Annotated in this window: 26 protein-coding genes; 11 read left to right on the forward strand and 15 right to left on the reverse strand. The window is 51.3% G+C overall.

From position 1 onward, the window contains the following. Nucleotides 1-308: 308 nt before the first annotated feature. Both NGM66_RS00005 and NGM66_RS00010 read left to right on the forward strand, forming a co-directional pair. Entirely contained in the window at nt 309-794 is a 486-nt protein-coding gene (locus tag NGM66_RS00005) for a C40 family peptidase (RefSeq protein ID WP_208909046.1), read from the forward strand. Nucleotides 795-1,149: 355 nt separating this feature from the next. After that, nucleotides 1,150-2,052, forward strand: coding sequence for a rolling circle replication-associated protein (locus tag NGM66_RS00010; RefSeq protein ID WP_208909044.1), 903 nt, complete (start codon nt 1,150-1,152; stop codon nt 2,050-2,052). On the opposite strand, the gene NGM66_RS00015 is transcribed toward NGM66_RS00010, so the two are convergent. The 4 genes from NGM66_RS00015 to NGM66_RS00030 form a co-directional block, all read right to left on the reverse strand. Continuing rightward, nucleotides 2,049-3,431, reverse strand: coding sequence for a hypothetical protein (locus NGM66_RS00015; protein ID WP_208909042.1), 1,383 nt, complete (start codon nt 3,429-3,431; stop codon nt 2,049-2,051). The genes NGM66_RS00010 and NGM66_RS00015 overlap by 4 nt on opposite strands. 14 nt (nt 3,432-3,445) lie before the next feature. Beyond that, nucleotides 3,446-4,309, reverse strand: a complete 864-nt coding sequence (locus NGM66_RS00020) for a hypothetical protein (RefSeq protein WP_208909040.1) — start codon at nt 4,307-4,309, stop codon at nt 3,446-3,448. Between the two features lie 200 nt (nt 4,310-4,509). Next, nucleotides 4,510-5,337, reverse strand: a complete 828-nt coding sequence (locus NGM66_RS00025) for a hypothetical protein (protein ID WP_208909038.1) — start codon at nt 5,335-5,337, stop codon at nt 4,510-4,512. A gap of 35 nt (nt 5,338-5,372) precedes the next feature. Further along, the gene (locus NGM66_RS00030; protein ID WP_208909036.1) at nt 5,373-5,540 is read right to left on the reverse strand and encodes a hypothetical protein; all 168 of its coding nucleotides are present in this window, start codon (nt 5,538-5,540) and stop codon (nt 5,373-5,375) included. A 294-nt stretch (nt 5,541-5,834) separates the two neighbouring features. On the opposite strand from NGM66_RS00030, the gene NGM66_RS00035 reads away from it, so the two are divergent. Further along, complete coding sequence (locus NGM66_RS00035) at nt 5,835-6,206, forward strand: helix-turn-helix domain-containing protein (protein ID WP_208909034.1); 372 nt, start codon at nt 5,835-5,837, stop codon at nt 6,204-6,206. A 146-nt stretch (nt 6,207-6,352) separates the two neighbouring features. Here the strand turns inward: NGM66_RS00035 and NGM66_RS00040 are convergent, their stop codons facing one another. Both NGM66_RS00040 and NGM66_RS00045 read right to left on the reverse strand, forming a co-directional pair. Next, nucleotides 6,353-6,787: a GNAT family N-acetyltransferase gene (locus tag NGM66_RS00040; RefSeq protein WP_208909032.1), complete on the reverse strand. Its 435-nt coding sequence runs from the start codon at nt 6,785-6,787 to the stop codon at nt 6,353-6,355. A 14-nt stretch (nt 6,788-6,801) separates the two neighbouring features. Beyond that, the gene (locus NGM66_RS00045; protein WP_125577770.1) at nt 6,802-7,467 is read right to left on the reverse strand and encodes a histidine phosphatase family protein; all 666 of its coding nucleotides are present in this window, start codon (nt 7,465-7,467) and stop codon (nt 6,802-6,804) included. Between the two features lie 345 nt (nt 7,468-7,812). Here NGM66_RS00045 and NGM66_RS00050 point away from each other — a divergent pair, with 345 nt between their 5' ends. Next, entirely contained in the window at nt 7,813-9,903 is a 2,091-nt protein-coding gene (locus tag NGM66_RS00050; protein WP_208910999.1) for an LTA synthase family protein, read from the forward strand. A gap of 722 nt (nt 9,904-10,625) precedes the next feature. On the opposite strand, the gene NGM66_RS00055 is transcribed toward NGM66_RS00050, so the two are convergent. Next, entirely contained in the window at nt 10,626-11,621 is a 996-nt protein-coding gene (locus tag NGM66_RS00055; RefSeq protein ID WP_208909023.1) for an NAD(P)/FAD-dependent oxidoreductase, read from the reverse strand. A 34-nt stretch (nt 11,622-11,655) separates the two neighbouring features. Here NGM66_RS00055 and NGM66_RS00060 point away from each other — a divergent pair, with 34 nt between their 5' ends. Then, a complete protein-coding gene (locus tag NGM66_RS00060) occupies nt 11,656-12,411 on the forward strand; it encodes an alpha/beta fold hydrolase (protein WP_208909021.1) in 756 nt (251 codons plus the stop codon). On the opposite strand, the gene NGM66_RS00065 is transcribed toward NGM66_RS00060, so the two are convergent. Further along, a complete protein-coding gene (locus NGM66_RS00065) occupies nt 12,396-13,436 on the reverse strand; it encodes a PrsW family intramembrane metalloprotease (RefSeq protein WP_208909012.1) in 1,041 nt (346 codons plus the stop codon). The genes NGM66_RS00060 and NGM66_RS00065 overlap by 16 nt on opposite strands. Before the next feature lie 313 nt (nt 13,437-13,749). On the opposite strand from NGM66_RS00065, the gene NGM66_RS00070 reads away from it, so the two are divergent. The 4 genes from NGM66_RS00070 to NGM66_RS00085 all read left to right on the forward strand — a co-directional run bounded on the left by NGM66_RS00070 (nt 13,750) and on the right by NGM66_RS00085 (nt 16,100). Beyond that, nucleotides 13,750-14,709 carry a nucleoside hydrolase gene (locus NGM66_RS00070; RefSeq protein ID WP_125577762.1) on the forward strand — a complete coding sequence of 320 codons (960 nt, stop codon included), beginning with the start codon at nt 13,750-13,752 and terminating at the stop codon, nt 14,707-14,709. A gap of 214 nt (nt 14,710-14,923) precedes the next feature. Beyond that, nucleotides 14,924-15,106, forward strand: coding sequence for a hypothetical protein (locus tag NGM66_RS00075; RefSeq protein ID WP_208909010.1), 183 nt, complete (start codon nt 14,924-14,926; stop codon nt 15,104-15,106). Nucleotides 15,107-15,132: 26 nt separating this feature from the next. Then, on the forward strand, nt 15,133-15,579 hold the full coding sequence (locus tag NGM66_RS00080; RefSeq protein WP_208909008.1) for an SRPBCC family protein: 447 nt from the start codon (nt 15,133-15,135) through the stop codon (nt 15,577-15,579). A 74-nt stretch (nt 15,580-15,653) separates the two neighbouring features. Further along, the gene (locus NGM66_RS00085; protein WP_209280002.1) at nt 15,654-16,100 is read left to right on the forward strand and encodes an RrF2 family transcriptional regulator; all 447 of its coding nucleotides are present in this window, start codon (nt 15,654-15,656) and stop codon (nt 16,098-16,100) included. A 55-nt stretch (nt 16,101-16,155) separates the two neighbouring features. On the opposite strand, the gene NGM66_RS00090 is transcribed toward NGM66_RS00085, so the two are convergent. The 5 genes from NGM66_RS00090 to NGM66_RS00110 form a co-directional block, all read right to left on the reverse strand. Further along, complete coding sequence (locus tag NGM66_RS00090) at nt 16,156-16,818, reverse strand: hypothetical protein (RefSeq protein ID WP_208909006.1); 663 nt, start codon at nt 16,816-16,818, stop codon at nt 16,156-16,158. Between the two features lie 79 nt (nt 16,819-16,897). Further along, a complete protein-coding gene (locus NGM66_RS00095; protein WP_208909004.1) occupies nt 16,898-17,713 on the reverse strand; it encodes a Cof-type HAD-IIB family hydrolase in 816 nt (271 codons plus the stop codon). 128 nt (nt 17,714-17,841) lie between these two features. Next, the gene (locus NGM66_RS00100) at nt 17,842-18,642 is read right to left on the reverse strand and encodes an alpha/beta hydrolase (RefSeq protein WP_208909002.1); all 801 of its coding nucleotides are present in this window, start codon (nt 18,640-18,642) and stop codon (nt 17,842-17,844) included. Beyond that, entirely contained in the window at nt 18,632-19,912 is a 1,281-nt protein-coding gene (locus NGM66_RS00105; RefSeq protein WP_208909000.1) for a PTS transporter subunit EIIC, read from the reverse strand. The genes NGM66_RS00100 and NGM66_RS00105 overlap by 11 nt, the downstream gene beginning before the upstream one ends. Before the next feature lie 80 nt (nt 19,913-19,992). Further along, nucleotides 19,993-20,850 carry an HAD-IIB family hydrolase gene (locus tag NGM66_RS00110; protein ID WP_208908991.1) on the reverse strand — a complete coding sequence of 286 codons (858 nt, stop codon included), beginning with the start codon at nt 20,848-20,850 and terminating at the stop codon, nt 19,993-19,995. 284 nt (nt 20,851-21,134) lie between these two features. On the opposite strand from NGM66_RS00110, the gene NGM66_RS00115 reads away from it, so the two are divergent. Next, complete coding sequence (locus tag NGM66_RS00115) at nt 21,135-21,887, forward strand: DUF2087 domain-containing protein (protein WP_208908989.1); 753 nt, start codon at nt 21,135-21,137, stop codon at nt 21,885-21,887. Nucleotides 21,888-21,910: 23 nt separating this feature from the next. After that, nucleotides 21,911-22,576, forward strand: a complete 666-nt coding sequence (locus NGM66_RS00120; RefSeq protein ID WP_208908987.1) for a chloramphenicol acetyltransferase — start codon at nt 21,911-21,913, stop codon at nt 22,574-22,576. Nucleotides 22,577-22,625: 49 nt separating this feature from the next. Here the strand turns inward: NGM66_RS00120 and NGM66_RS00125 are convergent, their stop codons facing one another. Together NGM66_RS00125 and NGM66_RS00130 are read right to left on the reverse strand one after the other, a co-directional pair. After that, nucleotides 22,626-23,792 (reverse strand): D-alanyl-D-alanine carboxypeptidase family protein, encoded by a 1,167-nt coding sequence (locus NGM66_RS00125; protein ID WP_208908985.1) that lies wholly within the window; start codon nt 23,790-23,792, stop codon nt 22,626-22,628. Between the two features lie 591 nt (nt 23,793-24,383). Beyond that, nucleotides 24,384-25,553, reverse strand: coding sequence for a D-alanyl-D-alanine carboxypeptidase family protein (locus tag NGM66_RS00130; RefSeq protein WP_208908976.1), 1,170 nt, complete (start codon nt 25,551-25,553; stop codon nt 24,384-24,386). Between the last annotated feature and the right edge of the window lie 102 nt (nt 25,554-25,655).

Consider the following 25,655-nt stretch of genomic DNA (forward strand, 5'->3'; position numbering starts at 1 on the left):
CTGAAGCGGATCCACCGAGGGTTCAAAGGACTCCAGGACACCTTGGAAGCATCATTTATTTAAGTTAGATACATATTATATGTACGAAGGCATTTCGTTTACACAAGATTCTTGACGCTACCGCTTATGTAAACTAAGTTACCAATTATGTGAGATACTTGCAAATTATACCCCCCAATTACGGTCTTCTGGTCAAAAGTAATGATTTGTTTAAGACATTTAACAGCTCTGAAACTGGCTTGTTACATGTTTGTCATATTACATTGCTATTCTAGAACTTGTAAAATTCATGAGGGGTGTTTATTAGGATGAAAAAATTTATTAAAACAATCGCAGCAAGTGCTTTAGTTTTCGTTGGCTTTTTCGCTTTTAACGCTAGCAACACGACGACCGCTTCGGCCGCTACTAAGAGTGACTTCACGTCAATCTACAAGGTTGCCAAGTCTCACTTAGGTGCCCGTTACGTTTACGGTGCTACTGGTCCTTCCGCATTTGATTGCTCCGGCTTTACCGGTTACATCTACAAGAAGGGTGCTGGCGTGACCTTACCACGGACTGCACAAGCCCAATACAATGCTTACAAGCACGTTAGCTACAAGAACATCAAGAAGGGTGATTTGGTCTTCTTTGGTGGTAGTGCCTACTCCATTTCCCACGTTGGGATGTACATTGGTAAAGGCAAGATGATCGATGCCCAAAACCGTGGGGTCGTTCGCGAAGCCGTTCATGCCCCATGGTGGCACGCTGTTGGTTACGCACGGGTAGCCACTGATACCGCTGACGACGCTGATTAATTAAATTGACATCCGTTCAGTAAACACCTCATGAATTATCTGAACGTTAAAAATGCGACACGCTACGCACTGGCTAGAGGCCGGTGGTAGCGTGTTTTTTTTCGCACCAAATTCCTGCTGGTCACGCTGATGACCGCAAGAAGCACCCTAGATGCTCGGGCTGGCCACCTGCTCATGAATGTCCACCCTAGTGGCGTGTTTCCAAAGCTGATTACGTCTCAGGATTAGCCGGATATAAATTTTCGACAAATCTAAACTTCGGAGGCTGCTACTATGAAGCACCCTAATTCAGTTCCATTTAACTTGATTAACACCAAACTTCTCACCGCTCGCACCATGTGGGGAGGTGACTACCATGCCTGAAACCAAGCAAATTCGTATCATCCATCCAGTCGAATCCATTGACGCAAACGCTCGGGTCAGCGTCACGCGGATGCAGCAGATTACTGAGGTCCAGTATTGTCGCCGGCGTAATACCTGTGCCACCATTCGCCGCCTCAACAAGGCCAAGTACCTGGTCCTCAGTACCGGTGAGGTTAAATTCTATACCCACAATGACAGCCGTGCCCAAAATCTCGCTTCACTCAAGGCCAGCTTCAAACGGCTCCGGCGGCTGATCAACAATAACTTTTCGGGAGCTAGTGATGAGCTGTTCATCACCCTGACCTATGCCGAAGATGTCACGGATCCAAAACAAATCAGTCACGACTTCGATTGCTTCATGAAACGGCTACGGCGCCGCTACCCTGACTGCGAATACATTAAGATTGCGGAACCCCAAGGACGGCTCAAATCCGGTCGTGCGGTCTGGCACTACCATCTTCTCCTAAAAGGCGTGACCGTCCTAACCCCTACGCAATTAACTCAGCTCTGGCCTCACGGTTACACGAAGACCAAGGCCCTGCACGACGTCGATGACATTGGTCGTTACCTCACCAGTTACCTGACGGACATCCCCTTAGCGGAACTGAGCCGCGTCGACCATTTCGAAGGTAATCCACCTATCGTGACCAAGCACGTTGGCAACCAAACCAAAGCCATCGTGAAACGTGGTCGCCTCCAGTATTACCCGTCAGGAATGAACTTCTATACCTCTTCACGGGGAATCAAAGCGCCCACCAGCACCCTCATGGCCTACAATGAAATCAAACGCGACCCGCACCTGGGCAAGCGAACCAGTGCCCGCGAAGTCATCATCGAGTCTGCCAACTTCCACAACAAAATTATCACCGAAGAGTACAATGCCAAACGCCATTAATGGCGGCACCACAGACTGCTAGCAGAAGCTGGCGGTCTGTTTTTGATACCAACGGGCCATTTCAAGTCCACGTTGGGGTGCTTGGTCATGTAGTCCCCCATGTTCCCCGTGATATGGAAGGTGACCTTCTTGTTCTTGCCGTCCAGCTTGTCATTCTTCAGGGTTGCCTTAAACTGGTGGGTTGCATTGACATCCGCCACAGAATTATGCGAGAAGTTGGTGACAGAAGAAATCTTCGTGACGGTAAACCGCTTAGGCAAGGCATCGGTAATGTAGGCCCCCTTCTTGGCCGAGACGGTCGCGTTGATGTTGTAGACCATGGGGTCGTCTTTGTCCTTCAACGTATTGGCTTTGGTGGTCTTGCCGTTGTAGGTGATGGATTTGGAGATGGAAGACTTAGATTTCTTAGGAGAAACCTTGATATTAGCATCAGACAAAATAAATTCATCATTTCCTTGAGAGTGTCCACCTAACAAAAACGATATATCCTTAGATCCAGAAGCAGCCTTGTAAACTGCAATTGCCCCAGTATAATGCAAACCTGCACGCAAGTCTCGGTTCAGAGCAGTTGGGTAAGTCCAGAAACTGTGAATATACTGGCGAACTGAAGACTTTTCTTTTTCGACCTTCTTAGTTTCTGGGTTGTAACCGTACCCCTTCTTCAACGAGGAGTACAATGGGAAGTTCCAAAAACTGTTACTCTTGGCCTTATCCATATGAAAGTAACCATTATCAGCATCAGCATTATTCAAAAAAGTCTGTTTACCCGTCAAATTACTGTACGGGTTCCAACTATCAATGGCAGATATTTTTTTCACATACTGGCCAAAAGATTTAGCAACCACTCCGTCAGCTCCAAGCTTTTTAGGCTCCAAATCTGAAAAGGCAATACCAATAGAATCATCATCCCACTTAACTGCTGTATTCGTTCCATGGTAATAGAAAGATAACTGAACTTTCATAGTACGACCAGCGCGGCCACCACCATTCATGTTAACTGATATACCATGAGCTTTCTTGTAGCCAACCGACGAAATCCTAGAAGACATGCTATACAATTTCACTTTCATGTCAACATACTTCTTAGAATTTGGGTCTTTCCCAATAAACGTATACTTGAACACCGTAGGATCTTTTCGTGAATAAAATACTGGATCTCCGCCTAAACCATTATTACCTATATAGCTACCACCAGATACCTTGGTAATCTTAGTTGTACCCCCAGTATTCACCTTGGGCGAAAATGTTACCGTTGGAAAATCTTCCTGTTTACCATTTGCTGCGTGAGCAGTAGTGGAAGACGCGTTTAGGGATACCCCCAATGCAGTTAATGTTAGTAATGATAATAAAGAATACTTGAAAGACTTAGATAATTTCATGTTAAGGTTCACCCCTATTCGTTATTTACGTGTTTACGCTGGCGAAGCCACAAGGCCAATGCCGTACCCCCAAGACCCAGGATACTAAGAATCCCAATAACTGAGATTAGGACGACATTATGTGAATCTTCACCAGTACCTGGTAAGTTACTCTTTTTAGAATTCGTCTTAGTAGGTGAAACTGCTGTAGAACTTGTAGAACTAGAACTACTACCAGAGTTACCTAGTGCATTCACCTGTTGTTCACTAAATGCACTGGCACTATGACTATTTGGTTTCGTTGAAGAAAAATTTTCAGTGGCAGAACTTGCATTAGAACTGTGAGAAGAATTATTAGTAGCATTACTAATGGCATTTGAGTCACTCCCACTATTATCTACATTAGCTGTAGACTCTTCATACTCATGGGCATCTTGAGTATCAGTGATAGGGTCAGATGAACCAGTATTATCTGTATCTTCTACCCCATCCCCACCATGATTATCGCCAGCTTCGATAGCTTCTTCATCTTTACTGGGGTCTTCATTCTTCTTAGACCCGTCAAGATTATAACCTTCAAAGTATTGGCTAAGTGCTAAACTATAAGACTGCAAATCATCAACAGTTACTTTGCTATCTTTCAACGCCTTAGTTGCATTCTTATACAGTGTCTGCAATTCTGCGTTTGCGGGATTTTTCTCAGCAATAACCTTCATAGAATCCACAGTCTTCTGCAAGTCAGCCTTTGCTTCTGCTACCGTTTGGGTTCGCAAAGCTGCTTCTGCAACAGCGGGTGGACAAAGTACACTAGGTGCAATTAATCCCGTACCCCCCAGAGTCAACGATAGTAAACCAACTGTCGTCAACCCCACCAACTTTCTCTTCTGTATAATTGCCATACCTCTCGACACCTTCCTGATTGGATTATGTAACCGAATTATTCCGTATACAAGAATTGACTTGAGGCTGGTATCTTGTGGTACAGATTAACACCAAAAAGCAAGATTGGTTTACAGGTGACAATATTGGTCAGATTAACCTGCAAAAGGACATAAAAAATACCAACCCAGTTAAGGATTGGTATTTTCGCATACTAAATTTAACAATTAGCACGACTCATCCAAGTATCCACATAATCAATACCTTCATCAATTGTCTTTTGAGTTACTAATCCGCTAGTATGCCCCCCAGCAAACGTTACCTTAAGATCATAGGTGTACCATTGATACTCTTCAGTATAAACTTGGTCTACCAAACGATGGATTTGTTCATGTGTATACTTATTCTTTTTGCCCCAAGCATCCCAAGCAGAGGGATGATTCTTCAGCATAGTACCCCACTGGTTAATCTTATCACGATAAGTGGCAACATTTTTAAGTCCCATGAAGTTAGAGTTAGATACACGGTCAGAAATAATATTTACCTTTACGGCATCCTTCTTGTAAACTGGGTCTGAAGAAGTCTTCTTCAATGGTGTTACCGTAGTCTTCTTGGCAATTTTTACATTAGTCGTTGGTGCTTTCGTTACCTTGTTAGACACGCTGGTCGTCTTGCCCTGCTTACCGGTTAAACGGCCTGACCAAATCCACCCCTTGACGGTGCCCTTCTTGTTGGTGACATAACGATAAGTGGCGCTCTTGCCCGTAGACTTCTTGACTCGAACACTTTGGGTAGAGTAGAACACATGCGTCTTCTTAGTCGTCACGTGCTTCGTCAGATACCGGCTGGAATAAAGCGCAATACCCTTCTTAGGCGCCTTCTTGGTGAAGGTGCTCTTCTTATAATGCGTGTTCTTGGTGATCTTGGTGACACGGAAATTCGTGGTCTTAACAGCCTTAGCCGAAGCATTGTCGACTGTAGCAGCACCGCCTAAAAACAAAGCGACAGACAACAGTGATACGGCTTTGACGACATTGACTTTTTGCATTGATATTACCTCCAGGTTCTGAGATGAGTTGACATTTAATTTCGATAGCGTTTAAAGCCATCAGCAGCCTCTGTAATCCAGTTCAACTGCTGGTTTTTCTTTTCAATCGTCAATGAATACCGAAAACGGACCACACGATTATCATAGTGCTTACTATCGGCATCCATGGAAACTAAATATTCATCAGAATAAGTATTCGTCACTTTAAAGTCCTCCCTTGACTATCCACCATGAGCTAGTATCGCCCAGCCACAATATGTAAAACCTGTGAACGCCACAAATCCAACTCATCACCGCACTAAATCTTAAGAACTCACCTCATAATCCCAAATCAGCCCGGCAGACTTAGTTGCGTAAATTGGCATTTCACAATGTTAAGTTTACTTCTCTATTTTAGCAACGTCAATAAGATTATTATCAGTTTTAGAGATATACCATATCGAAAACTGAAACTTAAGTATACTGTGTTGTGAAAACAGAAAGAGAGGTACTACACTATGAGCAAAACACTAGCCGAACGGGTCACCGACCTCCGAGAGGCCCTAAATATTACGCAAGGTAAGTTAGCTGCTGAGATTGGCTTAGACAAGTCCACCATGAGTCGAATTGAAAACGGCACGCGCAAGGTCTCCAGTGATGAAGTGATTAGCCTTGCCAACTTCTTCAATGTCCCCGCCGACTACCTCTTGGGCCGGACAGATGACCTGATTGAACCTGCTTTGGTCAAAGACCAGCTCACGTCAATTAGGCTCGACGACTTACCTTTCTCCTATCGCTTCGCCACTAAGCTCTTTATCGACTTTCAACGCGAACAATTTCAAAAGGATCTACAGAACGGCAATTTCTCATCTCTCGATTCTTCCAAGTAGCCCTGCCGGCACAAAAAAACCACCTCCTCAACAACTGAGTAGGTGGCATCTTTAGCAAGCAAAATCATTGGCAACAGTAATTTTAAATCATGCACTAAATAAAAACGCCCAATCAGTTAACCTGATTAGACGCCCATTGTGTTACCCTATTTCCCCGCATACCGCACCGTCTGATGCTGAATGCCAGCTTCTTCAAACGGGTCGCCGATGGGTTCAAAGCCGAGTTCTTTGTAGAAATCCATGGCCGTTAGCTGGGCATCCAGCTCGACGTGGGCCACGTCTGATTTCTTGGCGTCCTTGATGATTTGCTTGATCAATTCCGCTGCGTAGCCGTGCTTGCGTTGGTCAGCGACCGTGGCGACGCGTTGGATCTTCACGCGGTTGCCGGCGAGCATGTCGATTCTGGCCGTCGTGACGGGTTCGTCATCAATATACCCAACGTAGTGCATCTTATCTTCGTCGGTCCCGTCCAGCTCTACCTTCGGGTCAATCCCCTGCTCTTCAATAAAAACATCCTTACGCATCTGCAGGGCATCCTTAAATACCGGATTTAATTTACCCCAAGCCATTCTAATTTCCATCAAACCATCCTCGCTTAATCTTTTTGGTTGTAGCTTAAAACCTGAATATCATCAGGCGTTAATAATAATTTTGTGACACTGCCATTGGCTGGCCGAACACTGAGGTCGTACTTGCCTTGACCATAGCGTTCCATCAGGCTCAGCAGCGTGTTGCCGTGACTGATCATCAAGACGTTGTCGCCGTCGTTCAAGTCCGGGTTGTGGCGAATCAAGTCAAAGCCTTGGTCCACGCGCGCCCAGTATTCATCGTTGTTTTCGGCTTGACGGAACGGGTCGGCTTCCTTCAAGAAGTCCTTGGCCTTGCCAATCGAGTATTTCTCTTCAATCGCCTTGAACGTTGGTACCCCATGCGGCGCCCCGGCGACGTACCAGGCCTGGGCCATGTCCGTGCCTTCATAATAGCCGTAGAACTCTTCTCTGAAGAAGGAGGCCGTCGTCAATTGGGCCGCCGGTTGGGAATGATTGGCCGCCAAGATGGTCTTGGCCGTCTGTTCCGCGCGGGTCGTGTCACTGCAATAGGCCGCCGCAAATTGCACGTCCTGGAGCCGTTTACCAGCGCCTTCCGCATCCGCGATACCGGCCTCGGTCAGGGGCGAATTACTCCAGCCTTGGAGTTTATTGTAGATGTTAAAATACGTTTGCCCATGACGGACCACGTACAGCGTGAGTTGTTTCGTCATAATCTAGTCACACCTTTCATCTGAATATACCTCTAGTGTACCAAAGATACTGCGAGAGCGGTTACAATTTTACAGCCTGACTTAAAGTTTTCCTAAACTTGGCGGCAAAACGCGTTACCCGACTGAAAGTTTGCTACCATTAGTGAAATACGTAGTCGCACACCTAGCCATTCAGTGGGTCATTATATAGTAGTAGTAAAGTCATCGCCACCGATCCAGGGCGTTCGGAGTCGCCTCACGACACCCCACTGGTTCTATGGTAAAATGGGACTACTTTAACCGTACATAAAGGAGCGAAAAAACTTGGAACGTTTCAAAAAAATATGGGCCAGAACCGGCACCCGGATGGGCTTTGTCACCCTGATGGTCGTCCTGTTCTGGCTGAAGACTTTGGTCGCTTACTTTGTCGACTTCAAGTTAGGACTCAGTGATCCGTTTCAATTTCTGATCCTGCTCTTGAACCCGCTGGCCACGACCATTCTGCTTTTCGGGCTGGCGCTTTACTTTAAGCGGGCGCGCTTTTTCTACCCGTTTTTATTTCTGATCGACATCTTAAACACCCTACTGCTGTACATCAATGTCATCTACTTCCGTGAGTTCACGGACTTCATGACCGTCAGTACGGTGTTGGGCTACTCCAAGGTCGACCAAGGCCTGTCCGGCAGTTCGCTGGCGCTGACCTCGCCACACGACATTCTGTATTGGCTGGACCTCGTGGTGGTGCTGGTCTTGATGGCCACGCGGCGCATCTACATCGACCCGCGGCCGTTGAACAAGCGCGTGGGGCTGGCCGTCACGTCTAGCGCCCTACTCCTCTTCACGGTCAACCTGACCATGGGCGAAATGGACCGGCCACAACTGTTAACGCGGACCTTCGACCGTACCTACGTGGTCAAATACCTGGGGCTGGACGCCTTCACCGTGTACGACGGCATCAAGTCGCAGCACACCAGCGAGTTGCGCTCGCACGCCAAGAAGTCCGAGCTCAGTGGGATTTTAAAATACGTGCACAAAAACTATGCCGCGCCGAACAAGAAGCTCTACGGCGTGGCCAAGGGTAAAAACGTCATCATCATTCACCTGGAGAGCTTCCAACAATTCCTGATCAATAAGAAGATCAACGGCCAAGAGGTCACGCCGTTCTTGAACAAACTGTACAAGAGCAAGTCGACCTACAGCTTTGACAACTTCTTCCATGAAGTCGGCCAAGGCAAGACGTCCGATGCCGAGACCATGCTGGAGACCGGGACGTACGGCCTGTCGCAGGGCTCGCTGTTCACCCAACTGGGTAACGACAACACCTTCCAGGCGGCTCCCGCCATCTTCGACCAGGCCGGCTACAGCACCGCGGTCTTCCACGGCAACGTCGCCAGCTTCTGGAACCGGAGTAGCACCTACAAGAACCTGGGGTACCAGTACTTCTTCGATGCCAGCTACTACGATACGTCCGGTGACAAGTCGCTGGGTTATGGCCTGAAGGATAAGCTGTTGTTCAATGATTCCGTGAAATACCTGCAGCATCTCCAGCAGCCATTTTACGTGAAATACCTGACCGTCACCAATCACTTCCCGTTCACGCTGGACAGCGAAGACTCCAGCTTCAAGACGCCCAATACCGGTGACAAGACGGTCGACAACTACTTCAAGACCGCTCACTACCTGGACCAATCCGTGAAAGAATTCTACGCCTACCTGAAGAAATCTGGGCTGGCCAAGAACTCACTAGTCATGATCTACGGGGATCACTACGGCATTTCCAACTCTTCCAACAAGAGCCTGGCCAAGCTGTTAGGTGTCGACCCGGATGACTGGAACGATTACGACAACGCCCAGCTCCAACGGGTACCCCTGATGTTCAACATGCCTGGCTACAAGAAGGGCAAGGTCGAACACACCTATGGCGGCGAAATCGACGTGCTGCCAACGTTGATGCACCTGATGGGCATGAATACCAAGAAGTACATTCAGTTCGGGACCGACCTGTTCTCCAAGGCCCACAACCCGGTCGTCGCTTTCCGGAACCGCGATTGGGTCAGCCCCGAGTACACGTCGATCGACGGCACCGTTTACAGCAACAAGACCCAAGAGGAGATTCACCCCACCAAGCAACAGCAAAAGCTGATCGACGCCATGCAAAAGCACGTCAACCAGGGGCTCAATGATTCCGATTCACTGAACCAAAAGAACCTGTTGCGCTTCTACCATCCCAAGGGCTTCAAGGCCGTTGACCCATCCGATTACAATTACTCCGATGGGTTGGAGAAGGAAGAGAAGCTTGAGAAGAAGTTAGGCTTGAAGTCGACCAGCTTGTTCTCCCGCAACGGAGACAAGTCCACGCAGTCGCTCTACAAGACGGATGCGCCTGAGTTGGGCCACAAGACGACCGATTCCAACCGGATCAAGATTACCAACCAGGATGATACTAGTGGGAAGTAATTTTCTAAATTGATCACCGACGTCGCCTGCGGCTGCCAGGGGTTCCGCCTGCTATGGGGGACTTAGCGTTATCTGGCAGCACTGTGCTGAACTGGCCGCCTGCCGTTGCGCGAACCTCTAGGCTGGAACGCTGGGGAAGGACGGCCCGAGCCAAAGCCCGGTCTCGGCCCTTGCTTTGAGCCGCAGACCACGTCTCAAAGTCACCAATTTACCAGCAAAGACCGCTGCCAAATTCCCCGGCTGAGCCTAGATTTCGCTTCACTCTCGGCTACGTTCGTGACTAACAGATACACTAATTTAGGTTAACCAATTGCGGGTGTCTCATCAGTTAGCAAGCACCCTACACGTTTGGTAAGGCATCCACACCAAATAAAGAAGCTGTCCGTTCAATCTTAACGATTGGCCGGGCAGCTTCTTTGCGTTTGGGAGAAAATCTTCTATTGTTAGAGATGGAACTGGTGACTACTCGGCTGCAGCGTCTCACCCGACCTCAGCTAACATAGTTGGTAGATAACCACTGTAGCCGAGAGTGAAGTAAAATCAGCGCTCAGCCGTGGGATTCCCTTAGCGGCGATTTTTGCCGATTAGGGAACGGCGTCTTTGAGACGCGGTCTTCGGCTCAAAGCGAAGGTCGAGACCGCACTTTGGCTCGGCCTGTCCGCCACCGCGTTCCAGCGCTGATTTTGCGAACGGACAAGCGGCCAGCCCCAACCAACCACCAACTAATGCTGGTCGGACAGTGAGGTGCTGTGGACCGGGCCGCGGCGGTCTGGGAAGTAGCGCGTCATGATGCTGCGGACTGCGACTGGTGCTTCACCGTAGCCCGTCGCAATCAGCGGTTGTTTACCGGGATACATGACACCGTCGCCAATCGCGTAGATGCCGGGCACACTGGTGGCCATGGTCGAGTCCACCGCAATCAGCCGGTGGTCTTCCGCCAGGTCCACGTCCCAAGCATCCAACGCGTGGTGGTCCGCCGTGAAGCCGTAGCTGACGACCAAATCGTCAACGGTGGCGTGCGTCATATCATCTTGTGACCCGACCTGTTTCAAGGTCACGTCAAGCCGGTCATCGGCCGTCGCTTGCAGGTCGCGGATCAAGTATGGCGTTTGCACAGTCACCGTGGAGGCCCGTAGCAAATCGACCATGTGGGCTAGTCCTCGGAACTGGTCGCGGCGGTGTAACAGCGTGACTGACTTTGCCACCTTTTCCAGCATCAATGCCTGGTCGATGGCGGCGTCCCCACCCCCGGCGACCATGACGTCATGACCACGGAAATGGTCTAGGTCGCGCGCACTGTAAAACAGGTGCTGGCCTTCAAAGTCGGCGGCGTTGGCCACGTTTAATTTCCGCGGTGTGAAGGCCCCGTTACCGACCGCAATGATGACGGCCTTGGTCTGGGTGGTGCCGGCCGCCGTGGTGATGGTAAAGCCATCGTCGGTCGCCGCAACGTTGGTGACCGCTTGGCCCGTCTTGATGGTCAACGGGAACTGGTCCAGTTGGCGGCGCTGATTGGCAATCAACTCGCGCCCACTGACGGCTGGAAATCCGGCCACGTCCAGAATCGTTTTTTCTGGGTACAAGGCGTTGACCTGGCCGCCCAGTTCGGCGAGGCTTTCAACCAACTGGGTCTTGGCATTGTGCATGCCGGCGTAAAAGGCCGCGAACATCCCGGCCGGGCCGCCACCAATAATCGTGATATCATACGTTTCTGTCATTATCATTACTCCATTTCTTAAGGAGGTGGTCACCATGAAGCATCAACGGGGACTCACCGTTTTACTAACTAGCTTATTGGTACTGGGCGGCCTAACGCTCTGGTGGAACCACCGCTGGGCCGTCTTGACGACCGTGCGCGTGCCGCAAACGCGAACGGCTACTCTTTTCTTGCCGGGATCTCACGGCGCGTGGCTGTCTCTACGTAGTATGGTGACCAGCCTGGACCGCCCACATCTGGGCACCTTTGACTTGACCGCCCACGTCTCTTGGACCGGACAAGTGCATTGGCAACAACGACGGTCTGTGGCCGCCAACAATCCGTTGGTACCGGTCATTTTCGCCGACAATACACACCCACAAAAGCAGGCCCGCCAACTGACGACCGTTTTGACCCAGCTGCATCGCCGCTACGGCGTGACCCGCGTCAATCTGGTCGGTCATTCTTCGGGCGGCACCATTGCCTATGACTACCTGGCCGACCATGCGCCAGCGCCAGTTACGGTGCGGCGGATTGCGATGATTGGCGCCGACTTTCCGAATACCAGTCTGCGTGACCACTACCCGCAATTGCAAATTCTAAACCTGACCGGCGTGATTGGCTACACCAAAAACGACAGCGAGGTGCCCGCCAACACCGTGACGCCGTTACGCCGGTTGGTCGCGGGACATGTGGGCCGGTATCAATTTGGCACCATCACCGGACCCGTCTGGGACACGCAACACTCACTGCTCCACGAAAACCCGGCGCTGGACGCACGTTTGATGCGCTATCTCTATCCGCCGAGCTGAGTTGCCTTTAAAATGCGCTGTCCCTGTAGCGTGCGGGCCTCACGCAGACCAGCGTTGATCAACACGAAGATGGCGACCCAGCCCACGGCGATCAGGACCCACTGCTGCAGGTATAAGATATCTAATAAAGCAAACGGCGCGTTCCAATCCCAGATGGCGTGGAGCGCGATGGCCAGCAGATAGAACCGTAGAAATTTCGGCGCAACCATATTACTCCCGGTCACCGGTTGATGGCGCTCCTTGGCCAGGATGATGGCGGCGCCCATGATGGCTGACCAAATCGTGTGGGTGCCGATGGCTTGCCAACTGCGCATCAGCAGCGTGACCAACCCGTACTGGCCGGTGTACCCCGCCGTTTCAAATACGGCAAAGCCCGCTCCGATGGCCGCCCCCACCAACAGGCCGTTAAAAATATAATTCAGGTGGAACCGGTTGATGAAGTAGGCAATCACCAGCATCTTGGCGGTCTCCTCAATGAAGCCGACAATCAGTGCCGACTCCCACGAGGTCCCATTGCCAGACGGAATCAGTGAATAGAGAATCATCGTCGCTATCAATGATAGGATGCCACCGACCAGAAAGACCGTCATCAATTGATAGACTGAGATATTACGGAAGACATTGATTTCAAAGAACATGATCAGTAGCGCAAATGGCACGGTCAGCGACCCAATGAAGATCATGCCAGGCACGGCGTTATTGCTACGAAAGACCAGGAACAGCATCGCCAGTAAGACGAAGCTGGCGCCCAACAACGCGAAGACCCGGGAGAACAACCACGGCTTGACCGGGGCCGCCGAGACGGCTTCCAGTGAGGGCGTGGTTTCGCGGGTGCCGACGATGAACAGCGCCTCGGCATCGTCAACGTCGTGGTGTTTGAAGACCTCCGAGAACATTTGGAACAGGTGGATCTCCACCACCTTATTCTCGCCGGTCCACTCATTTATTTCCTTGGTCGCATCATCCAGCAAATGGTTGTGATACTCGAAACGTTTCTTTTCTAACTTACGAACATTCTTGGCCATGGCTGGCCCCCCTCTATATCCACCGTATTCCGGCGGTACGCTAAAAAAATTTAAAAAATTTTGATTGGTGCTATTTGGCAACGTTGTAAGCGGTTCAAACGTTGATTAGATAGTGCGTAAAACGCTTTACTCAAGCCTTTCCATCGACCTCGTGACGGGCAAATTTTACCGGTCAGTTGGCTTCTTCATTTTACCCTGAACCGGGTTTTGCTTCAACTTGGTGACGGCGTGAGCTTGCTAAATGTAACCAGTTACATTATAGTTAAAGATGGATTTAACCTAAAACTTTACTCAAAGGGGAGATACGCTTATCATGGCAAAACGTAAAATGATTTTGGACTTAGATACTGGGATCGATGATTCTCTTGCAATCGCTTACGCATTAGGTGCACCTGATGTTGACTTAATTGGGATCGTTGGCTCATACGGCAACGTTGTCGTTGAAGAAGGCGGCAAGAACGCCCTGAAGATTTTGGAACTGTTGGGTCACACCGACATCCCTGTATACTTAGGTGAAAGTCATTCCTCAACCTCTGATCACTTCGACCGCATGGAAGTTAGTGCAAATATTCACGGTCAAAACGGTATTGGTGAAGTTGAACTGCCAGAACCAACCCGCGCCATCGAAAAGGAATCCGGTGTTGATTTCTTAATCGAAGCCGCCCACAAATATGGGAAAGACTTGACGTTGGTCCCAACTGGTCCAATGACGAACTTGGCCGCTGCCTTGAAGAAGGCCCCAGAAATCGCCAACGAAATTGGCAACATGACCTTCATGGGTGGGGCGTTGACCATGCCTGGGAACGTCACCCCATTTGCCGAAGCCAACATCAACCAAGATGCTGAAGCTGCCAACGCCGTGTTGACTAGCCCACTGCACTCAACGATGGTTGGCCTGGACGTCACGCTGCGGACCCTCTTAACGAAGAAGGAAACCCAACAATGGCGTGACCTCGGGACCGTTGCCGGTGAAAAATTTGCCGACATCGTGGACTACTACATCGAAGCCTACAAGCAATTCAACGACAACCTGGGTGGCTGTGCGCTACATGATCCACTGGCTGTTGGGGTTGCTTTGGACCCTAGCTTTGTCACAACGATCGACCTGAACATGGTCGTCAACTACAACAAGGAAACTTACGGCCGGACGATTGGCGATGACAACCGCCTGAACGAACCGACGAACGTCAAGGTTTCCGTCATGGTCGACAAGGACCGTTACCTCAAGGTCTTCATGGACTACCTGACCACGTTGTTCAAGAATAACAAGTAACCTATCGCACCATTGAAACGCTGTCCTCGCTTCTGGAGACAGCGTTTTTTAGTTGCCGTAGCCCCCCCTCCTGACGCCTATCAAAAAAATTTGCTAATATGTGCTTAAAATTGTTGCATTTAAAAATAGCTGTGTTATACTGTGCTTATAGAAGTTGCAGTTAGTGATTTCTAAATGTGCTTTTAAAAGTTGCATATAACCCGGAGGTAATATTATGACTGAACACAAATTTAATTTCACCGCACCTCATCTGACTGTCGCCATCAAAGCGGACCTACCGATTGCTCACAACGTCAGTCCCGTTCGCGCCATCGGCCAACTCTACCGCGCCTACTTTAAGTTCGCCACGCAACAGACCCTGACCTTCTTCAAGCGTCCTGCCAACACCGCTAAATAACCCAACCCATCTAAGGAGATAATCTTATGTCTAATCAAATCATTGCCCAAGCTTCCGCTACTGTCAACGCCCCTGCTGCTAAAGTCTACACCCTGCTCGCCACCCCGCAATTGCATGCCACCTTCCAAGACAAACCATTTTACGATTTCAAAGTCGAAAATGATATTCAGGGAGCCGGCGCGGTCGTCAGCTTCAAGATTGACTTCGCGGGTGGGGCCATTGCCTTTCGGATGGTCGTGACTGAACCAGAACCGGGTCACACCTTAGTTTGGACCGATACTAACGACTCTGGTCTCGTGACGACCTACACGGTGACTGACCAGGGCGAACAAAGTATGGTCACCATCTCTTCCCAGTGGGACGGCCAAAGCGGCGTCATCGGTGCGATGGAAAAATTTATCTCGCCTATGCGGATGAAGAGCGTTTACAAGAAGGAACTCGACCGAATCAATGCCTATGTTCAGAACGCTTAATTGTGCCTAAAATCATTGCATATTCGCTCAGGTTCTCGTATACTGCGGTTAGACACACGAAGGAGCGAATCCCCATGACAACTCGTCATATTCACATTGGCCCACCACGCTTGCGAACCGCCATTCAAGCGGTCGTGTGGCTGGGTAAAAGCGGCGGCATCATCAGTAGTTCACTGATTGCCAACCGCGTCAAGACTCACGCCACCTTTGTCCGCCGCATCATGACCTCGCTGGCCAAGGCTGACATTATTGCCTCTAAGGGCGGTCGCGACGGCGGCTACTATCTGGAGAAGTCCCCGGCGGAAATCACGCTGGCCGACATCTATTTGGCCGTTGGCGCAGACGCTGTCCCCAAGAAAGACAAGGTCGAATTCGACTACCCCGAGGGCGAGGAACGCCTTGACGTCGCCGGCTTCCAAGACGCTCTCGAAAATATTCTAGGCGATGCTGAATCACAGGCGATTGCGTACCTTAAAGGCATCACGATCGCCCAACTGATGGCTGAAGTTAAGATGGTTTAATCAAAAAAACGCCGTCCTGCTTAATTGCGGGACAGCGTTTTTGCGTTCTAACCGATTATGCCTTGTAGTTAAAGTTGTTGATCATGGTCTTGACCGCGTTGTTCGTGTATTGCGTTGCGTACTGTTTCTTTTGCGCAGCGGTCAATGTGGTCGAACTGTTAAACAGCGTGGTGTACTTCTTTTGCAGGGCTGGCTTGACGTACTTCTTGGCGTACGCGGAAGCTGGGCTCTTCTTGACCTTGGAATACGTGTAAGACGAGCCAGTCGTTGCCAGACGCCGGTTCAACTTCTTGCCGGTCACCTTGGTACTGAAGGTCGTGCTGGATTTCTTGGTCAGCTTAAAGGTGTATGACTTCTTGGTCAGCGACGTGGTCGTCTTGTTGCTAGCCGTCTTGAATTCGATCAGCTTGTACTTGGTCGTCAGCGTCTTCTTGTTCGCGCTAAGCTTAATGGAAGTTGGTACCCCGTACTTGACGTTCGCATTGGTACCATTAAAATCACCAAAGATCAATAATGTCCCCGTTTTGCCATTGGACTTATAGGTCTTGAAATAAAAGGCTGTCTTGGACTTTGCATTCTTGTAGTAACGCTTCAAATCAGTGTTCGTAAAGGTTGGCGCCTTCTTGGTGCTAGCGCTAGCCACACTCGGCGTCGCAATGCCCCCTAAGGTCCCTGCTGCCAATACGACTAACCCGAGTTTAACCATCAAACGTTTCATGCCATAATCCTCCTTAAGATTTATCCTATACACATTTAATACTGCCATGACATTACCAAAATAGCAAGCCTGCACGCCCTTAACGTAAGAGTTCAGGGAACGTTTGTTGCAGGTATGACGCAACGCCTGCCTCATTATTGACTTTTGGTGTAATGTGATTGGCGGCTGCCTTGACTGCGGGTTGACCATTTAACATGGCCACACCATCGCCGGCGGCCTTAATCATCCCCAAATCATTTTCCGCATCGCCAAAGGCCATCAGGTTACTGAAGTCCCAGCCGAAATGCGTCAACAATTGGCCTAAGCCAACGGCCTTGTCCATATCAGCCGCCAAGAATTCCAAAATCTTGGGTTGTGAGCGGACCACGTGATATTGCGCGTGCATCTCCGGCGTGAGCGCGGCGACTGCGGCGTCCAACGTCGCCGGATCAGTGGCCATGACAGCCTTACTGAAGAGATGATCGGGTAAATCAGCGAAGTTTGTCGGCGTAAAGGTCATGGGTGCCTTCAACATCTGTTGATAGACCGAAGGCGTCAGGTCCGCCAAGGGGTAGACCTGCTCAAAATCCAAGACGTCTAGCGGGTAACCGTGTTCCTGAGCAAAGGCGTGTAGCGGCTTGAAGTCGACGTGACTCAACCCACTTTGGGCCAAAGCTTCCTTGGTCGTGTTTTGAATCACCAAGGCCCCGTTGAAGGTAATCGTGTAGTCGTCAGCCGTGGTCAATCCCAGTTGTTCCAGGTAACCCCAGATGGCATTGATGGGCCGGCCGGTACACAAGACCACCTTGATGCCGGCCTCATGCAACCGCCGTAAGGTCTCGGCGTTCGTGGTACTAATCGTTTTATCCGTATTGAGTAACGTCTCATCTAAATCGAGCGCAATCATCTTGATCATTCGTTGTTAGCCTCCATGAATTTCCTTATATCCCTAGTTTACTCGTCCCGGCGAACGAAATAAACCGTTCTTGACTAGGAATCGGCGACAATCACCCCCAATTGCTCACAAACTCACGGTTAAGTCACCTAGGACAAGATGTTCTGGCAAATCAGATTAACGATCTGTTGGTTCTCCGGCAGATCCGCGTGATTGGCGTTGGCACCGGTCACCGTGACTTGCGTGAATCCCTTGACCTGGTCTTGGAACAGATACTTGCCGCGGTTAACGCTGTCAAACGGCACGATGCCATCCCCGGTGTAGGTCTTACTGCCGGCAATCGAGTACACGACCAGCTCACGCGGCAGGCGTTTGCGACCGGCCTCAAGGCGTTTGAACATCGGCGTATCGACATCTGCATCGGCCTCCTCCAGATTAAATGGCGTGGCAATCGTCATCAACCGATCGGCATGGGCCTTGGTCGCGGCCAGGTCATCTTCCATGAACAGCGTGAGGATCAGGCCCCCGTTGGAATGGCCCATCGCCGAGAAATGATTGAAGTGGTAGGTTGCCTGAAGTTTCTTGAAGGCAATCGTGAACCACTTCGCTTGTTTTAAAATATTTTGATAGCCATCGCGGTGGTTCTGAAAGCCCACGACGATAAAGGGATGCGCATCGTTGGGTTTCAGGGTCCCACTGTACGTCAATGTCCCATTTGTCATGACCTTCACCCGCAACAGGCTGTGGGCCTGCGACGTCTCATGATTCAATTCCTTGACCAGCGCGTTGAACCGATTTTGCGTGGCACTTGAGCCCGGCACCAAGATGATGGGATCCAGATAGCTCCGGTAATTGGCCCGGACCGTGGCGGTTTGATGCGGCTGCCAGAGAAAGCCAGGCACGCACAGCAACAGCAATACGCCCAATAGAATTAGCCAGCTACGCTTCATCTGTGCCGCCCCCTTCCAGTTGTGCCATCTGTTGCCATTTGACAAACGGGTAGTAGATCGCGGTACTCAGCGCCAAATCGACCAGCGCTAACGCGAGCGCCGCCCAGTTGCCGCCGGTTCCCAGGTAGGCCAACAGCGGTCCCGGTGCGCCAGTCGCCAAAGGATAGGCAACGGCGGGCACCCAAGCAAGCCGGACGCACAACCAACTGAGGCTGACGGTCGCCAGCGGCGCTAAGAGAAAGGGAATCCCTAGCAACGGACTCAGGATAACCGGCAACCCAACCATCAGTGGCGCGCCCACGTTTCCCAGTGTAGGTACCAGGCTCAGCCACCCTACCCGCTGCTGACGCTGCGTACCGCGGACGATGAAAATGGCCAACAAGAGGCCCAGCAGCATCCCGCTCCCGCCAAATTCGGCGTAGACATCAACGATGGTGTGGACCGTGATGGGATGCGGCAACTGCCAGCCGTGGTGATTGAGCACCGCCGCTAGATTCTGCGTTGATTCCATCGACTGCCCACCAATCGTAATTGGCCCCAACATCCCTAACCACTGATAGAGACTGGACAACGCACTAAAGCCGACCAGGCCTAGTAGCAGGTGGGGCAAGCGAAACGCCCCGCGGAGCATCCCGGTAAAAATCGTATTGATGCTAGTCGTCTGTGTGCTGATCCACAGAAGTCCCAGAGCGGCGGTGCCAAGGAGCCAACCGCTAGTGACCGTCAACGTGAGTCCTAGATCTTCGTCATTTTGCTGCCGGTCAAGACACCAGCGATAGGTGTTGCCGACTAGTAAGCCGACCAAGATGCCCAGCAACACCCCCGTTAGCCCCAGATCCGTCGACAGCCAACTGATGGGCCGCGACGTCAGGACAGAGGACCGACTGATGTTAAAGAATTTCAGACTGATTACCGCCGTGATTCCCGCCATTAAGCGGTCAGTCGTCCGTTGCGTACTTGGCACTACTAAGTAGAAGCTGACCGCAAAGGCCATGAACACTGCCACTAACCCCAGCGTGCCCGCACTGATCAGGCGCAGGTATTCGCGCGCCAACCGTAGTTGCAGCACCCATTTGGCCACGTGTAGCGTTTGATAGTAATAGCCATTGGTCTGCAGCCACGCTTCATTGATGACCTCCGCCAAGCTTCCCAGCAAGACCAGTGGAAAAATCAGCCGCAAAGCCCGACGAATCGCGATGATCTGTCGGTTGTGTTGCCAACTGATTTCAAGGTGAATCAGATAACGCGCAAATCGATTCGTCGTTTGCATTTTCCCACCCCCATACTGGCCATTGTACGGCTAGTCCTGCGGGGTGGTCGCTTCTCTGACTTGGTTAGCAAAGCCGCTACTCAAACCAACGATTGGTCAATTTGTTCACAGACGGCGCCATCCTCATTGGTGTGCACCAACTGCTGCGGTGCGCCCGCCAAGACCTCTGGCGCCGCATTGGCGACCGCAAATCCTTGACCGACCTGTTGGAGCATGGCCAGATCATTACCGGAATCCCCAAACGCCGCCATTTGCGCCGTGCCAATCTGCCACCGTTCTCCGAGAAAGTCCAGTGCGGCGGCCTTGTTGACGCCGGGGAGCGTCACGTTCATCCCGCCCAAGCCACTACTGGTCGCGACCAACGCACCGGCGAAGCGCTGATTGAACGCCGCTACCTGGGCCGTGATGTCTGTCTTTAACCAGGTCAGATCCAGCTTTAAAATAGCGTCGCCGACCGTCGCCAGCTGGTCAACGTGCGTCAAGCTGGGATAGAATTCCTGTGAGTCGCGAAACCGTTGACTATCCGCCGCCAGCTGGGTGTACGAGCGTTTCCAGCCACAGGCCAAAATAAAGCAATCCGCCATGATGGGGTCGCGCTTGATCCAAGTCACCGCGGCTAGCCAGAGGGAGGGCGCGATGGCCGCTGTCTTCAGCACTTGACCGTTGGCAGACGTGATCAGCGCACCGTCCTCAACAACGTAGGTAATCTCATGGCGATTCTTCAGCGGGGAAAAGAGACTCTGGGCATGGTCAAGCGGGTCGCCGGTAGTCACGACAAAGCGGATGTCACGGGCTTTCATTGCCGCTAACTGCTGGTCAAATTTAAGCGCGTCATACCGCCCCACACCATCTAAAAATGTGCCGTCTAAATCCGTTGCAATCAACCGTGGAATCACTGCGCTCATCTTCCCTTCTGTTATTTCATGTAATCCCATCATACCGGGCCTGGCGACCTAACGCAACGATATTTGCTTACAAATAAAATCATAATGGGGTGGCCGGTTTACCGATTCTTAAGGGCCCTGCGCCAGGCGCCGGCGTAAGCGGTTGCGATTTTGGGCATAGGCTGATGTATTTAGAATGGTCTTTCAGCTAACGAACGTCTGGCGCTGTTTTTGGAAAATTCTTCCAGAAATTGTTTAGTTTAATCATAATCATTTGAAAATGTGTTGACTAATACGATAAACATTTGTATACTGGTGAAAAATTGGAGGAATTGCGAATGGCTCTACAAGATTTGACACTCACCGAACTTGAACAAGGCTGGCATCAGACCGCCAGCGCCTACGTCTGCAACTACTGTAACGCAGCCTTTGCCACGGATCAGGTCTTTGCCGTGAATGACCGCTACTTTCCGGCCGACCAAATGATTCGCCAGCACCTGACCCAAGTGCACCCGGATGCCTTGACCCAGCTCATCAATTCGTCCAGCAAATACAATACGCTCACGCCCAAGCAACGGGCGCTACTCGTGGCCTTCAGTCAGGGTCAAAAGGACGCCACGATTGCCCAGGAGGCCCACGTCGCGGCGGCAACGGTGCGCCACCAAAAGTTTACCTTCCGCGAAAAGGCCAAGCAGGCGAAGCTGTACCTGGCCATTTACAACCAAGTCTTCAATCAACCGGCCGCTACGGATACGCTGATCACGCTTCCCGACCAGGCTGGCAATCTGGATGACCGCTTTGCCATCACCACCAGCGAGTATCAAGCGCTGGTGGCCAAATACTTTACCACGACCGCGCCGCTAGTTCTGGCACGGTGGCCCAAGCATCAGAAGGCCATCCTCGCCATTCTCAAGCGCATCACGGCCGACATCCCCGCCAACCAACATTTTACCGAGCGCGAGTTGACTCAACACCTGCAGCCCATTTACGCTGACTTTCCATTGATTCGTCGCTACCTGGTGGATTACGGCTTCCTGCAGCGGACCACCGACGGCAGCGACTACTGGCGCAATCCGACTTACCGCGCCTAACCCCCACATGTTAAGGAGACCTCATGACACTGAATACCATCCATACCGCCATTGACCAGACCACCTGGTCACGCCGCGAATACTTTTACTACTTTACCAAAATGATGCCCACCGGCTTCACGTTGACCGCCGACCTCGACGTCACCGCGACCAAGGACTGGCTTGCTGCGCGGCAGCTGAAATTTACGCCCGCCTACCTTTACTTGGTCTCGACCGTGATTGCCCAGCTGCCAGAATTTCGTATTGGCCAAACGCCCACCGGCGACCTGGTCCGCTACGACGTCTTACACCCATCGTATTCAGTCTTCCACGCCGATGACCACACGATTTCGAATCTCTGGACCGCTTACGACCCCGACTTCACGGCCTTTTACGCCAATTACTTAGCGGATCAACAGCAGTACGGCGATCAGCACACCCCCATGCCCAAGCCTGTTCAAAGCGCCAACACCTACATGATTGGTACCATCCCCTGGACGCACTTCACCAGCTACACCCCGTTGCCTTTCACCCCGCTGAACACCTTCTTTCCGGTGATTCAAGCCGGGCAATTTCAGGCCGAAAATGCGCGCTGGCAAATGCCCCTCTCCGTGACGATTCATCACGCCGTGGCGGATGGCTATCACGTGAGCCAATTCTTCAGTCGCCTCCAAACCGCCTTTGACCATCCCAACGATTGGTTAGGTTAGGAACGATAATCAAAAACGGCAGCCCATCTAGCGACTGCCGTTTTTTAGATTAAGCATTCATACTACTATCACTGTAAGCTTTGTTCATCAGTGACCGTGTTTCCGTGAATTCATTGATGTCATGAAGCACAACCGTGATGACCCGGTGCTTGCCGGTCTTTTGGCCCGTCCCAACGAAGCAGTAGCCGGCCAGTGGCGTGTACCCGGTCTTCAAACCGTCCACGTTCAGGGCTGACTGATAATATTTCCGGCCTGCCAGCAGGTTATTGTAGTTGTAAGCCGTCTGACCATCAACCGTCTTAGAGCCAATGGCGCCGTCCGTCAAGATCCGGGGGTAATCCTGGATCAAGTGTCGGGCAATCAGCGCCACGTCCTTGGCGGAGACCATGTTGGCGTTGGCACTGCCGTAAGCGTAGCCAAAGGCCTTCAAGTCACTGTTTTCTAGACCAGAGGCGGAGACGAAACTGGCCTTATCCAAGCCCCAGCTCTTCGCCTGCGCGTTCATTTGCTGGATAAACTTGGCGTTGCTCCCAGCGACCCATTTGCCCAACGCGATGGCAGCGTTGTTAGAGGAGTCCAGAAACGCCGCATAGTACAGGTCTTGGACCGTGTACTTGTGACCGCTCTTGAAGAGGAAGCCCCCACACGATGCGCTTTGGCCCATGGCAATCAGGCCCTTGCTGCTGGTATCGACCACGTCGTCCCAGCTACCAGACCCACTGCCGACCTTTTGCAAGACCAAATACAGCGTCATTAATTTCGACACGGAGGCAATTGGCCGCGCGGTGTTGGCCTTCTTGGACCAAACGGCCTCACCAGTCGTATAGTCCATGGCAATCGCGTTTTTGGCATACTTCAGGCCAAACGGCGCCTTACCCTTCTGCAGATAACCGTGCCAGATCCAGCCCTTCACGGCACCGGACTTATTCGCCACGTAATAGTAAATCCCCTTGGAATTACCATGCTTCAACGTCGCCTTTTGCGTCACGTACCAAGTCGTGTTGGGATAACCCTTCATGGTCGCCAGCTTGCGGTTATGGGCCTTGTTATAAATGGCACCGGCCGTACTCTTCTTGTGGTACGCGGTCTTCGTCACATTCGTGGTCGAGACCGTGGTGTACACCGCCGCATGGGCAGTCTCAGCACTGATACCAGCTCCCATTGCCGCTGTGAATAAGACCGCCAGTGCGGCCCATTTGATACGCTGTTTTTTCATGATGAATTGTCCTCTCCTTGTGCAAGCTTCCACAACTACCCTAACACGGGCAATCCCGGTGCAACAAGGCTGCGTGCGACTTTGTAACTAACTTGTTGGGGACGTAACGTTCGCGTAATCCACCACTTCTTGCCATAATCAGTTGGGGCGTTAATCAATCTGAAATTGAACCGGCAACACGGGTGGTACTGGCCGCCTTACCGTTCGCTAGAGATGAGCTGGAACGCTGAGGGTGGACGGCCCAAGCCAAAAATCGGTCTTGGACCTCAAGTTGGAGCAGATAACCCACGTCTCCAACTTGCCAGTTTTCTAACCAGCAAGCTGCTAAAAAAACTCCCACAGCTGAACTCATCTCTAGCGAACTCCCGGCTACACAGAAAACAGTCAGCTTCATTGCTGATAGCCCGGTATTCGTCTCACCACTATCACACTAGCCAAGTATCTGCCAATTTTCCCTAAGCACAAAAATGCCAGGACCTTACTTTCGCCCTGACATTCCGCGTTTACCGATTCAATTGACCTGTTTCACGTGCACTGCTGCTGAACGGGTTATCACCCGCCCTTTAATTGGGGGCGTTCCCCATAGCAGAACTAGTTGCTCATACTACTCAGCCGGTAAGCATGTTCCATCAACGACCGCGTCTCCGTGAACTCGTTGATGTCATGCAAAACCACTGTGATGACGCGGTGTTTGCCCGTCTTGTGGCCGGTACCCACGAAGCAGTAGCCCGCGCTTGGCGTGTAGCCCGTCTTCAAGCCGTCGACCTTCAAAGAAGCGCGGTAGTATTTGCGCCCCTTCAAGAGGTTGTTGTAGTTGTGACAAACTTGGCCGTTCACCTTCATCGAGCCAATCTTGCCGTCCTTTAAGACGCGGGGATAGGCCGTTATCAGGTGCCGCGCCATCAACGCCACGTCCTTGGCGGAGACCTTGTTGGTGTTGGCCTTGCCATAAGCATAGCCGAAGCGCCGCAGGTCACTATTTTCCAGACCCGATGCCGAGACAAAGTGGGCCCTGCCCAGTTTCCAAGACTTGGCTTGGGCGTTCATCTTCCGGACAAACTTGCTATTACTGCCGCTGACCCATTTGCCCAGGGCAATCGCGGCGTTGTTCGATGAATCCAGGAAGGCCGCGTAATACAGCTGTTTAACAGTGTAGCGGTGATTTAATTTAAAATGAAAACCGCCACAATCGGCGCTCCGACTCATCGACACCAATCCGCGGCTGGTAATCTTGACCTTGTGATTCCAGCGACTCTTCTTGCCATCGATTTTCTTCAGTGTCAGGTACAATGTCATGATTTTAGTGACGGAAGCGATGGGCCGCGCGGTGTTGGCGTGCTTGGACCAGACGACCTTCCCCGTCTTGGCGTCCATGGCGACCGCCGCCTTGGCCTTGGTCAAGACAAATGGTGCCTTGCCCTTCTTCAGGTAGCCGTGCCAAATCCAGCCCTTCACACTGTGCTTACTATTCTGCACGTACAGGTAAATACCGGTGGACTTGCCGTGTTTCAGCGTGGCCTGCTTGGTGGCGTACCACGTGGTGTGGGGATGGGTCGTTAAGCTGCTGACCTTTTTGGTGTGCGCTTTATTGTAGATGGCCCCGCTACTGTGTTTCTTGTGATAGGCCGTCTTCTTGATTTTCTTAGTGCTAACGGTGTGATAAGCCGCAGCTTCGGCGGGCACCGTGGTTGTGGCCGTACCGCCCAGCGCGACCAGCATGCCAACTGCCATGGCCCAGTGACTGAGATGTAAATTTCTCATAAATTCAATACTTCCTATCCTTTAATAATTAATCTAACTAACTATATAGAATAGCACGCCTCCCCTAACCACGATAGCCACGTTCACCGCTTTAGATGTCTT

Origin of the sequence: Levilactobacillus yiduensis (assembly GCF_024718525.1) — a bacterium.
Classification (GTDB): domain Bacteria; phylum Bacillota; class Bacilli; order Lactobacillales; family Lactobacillaceae; genus Levilactobacillus; species Levilactobacillus yiduensis.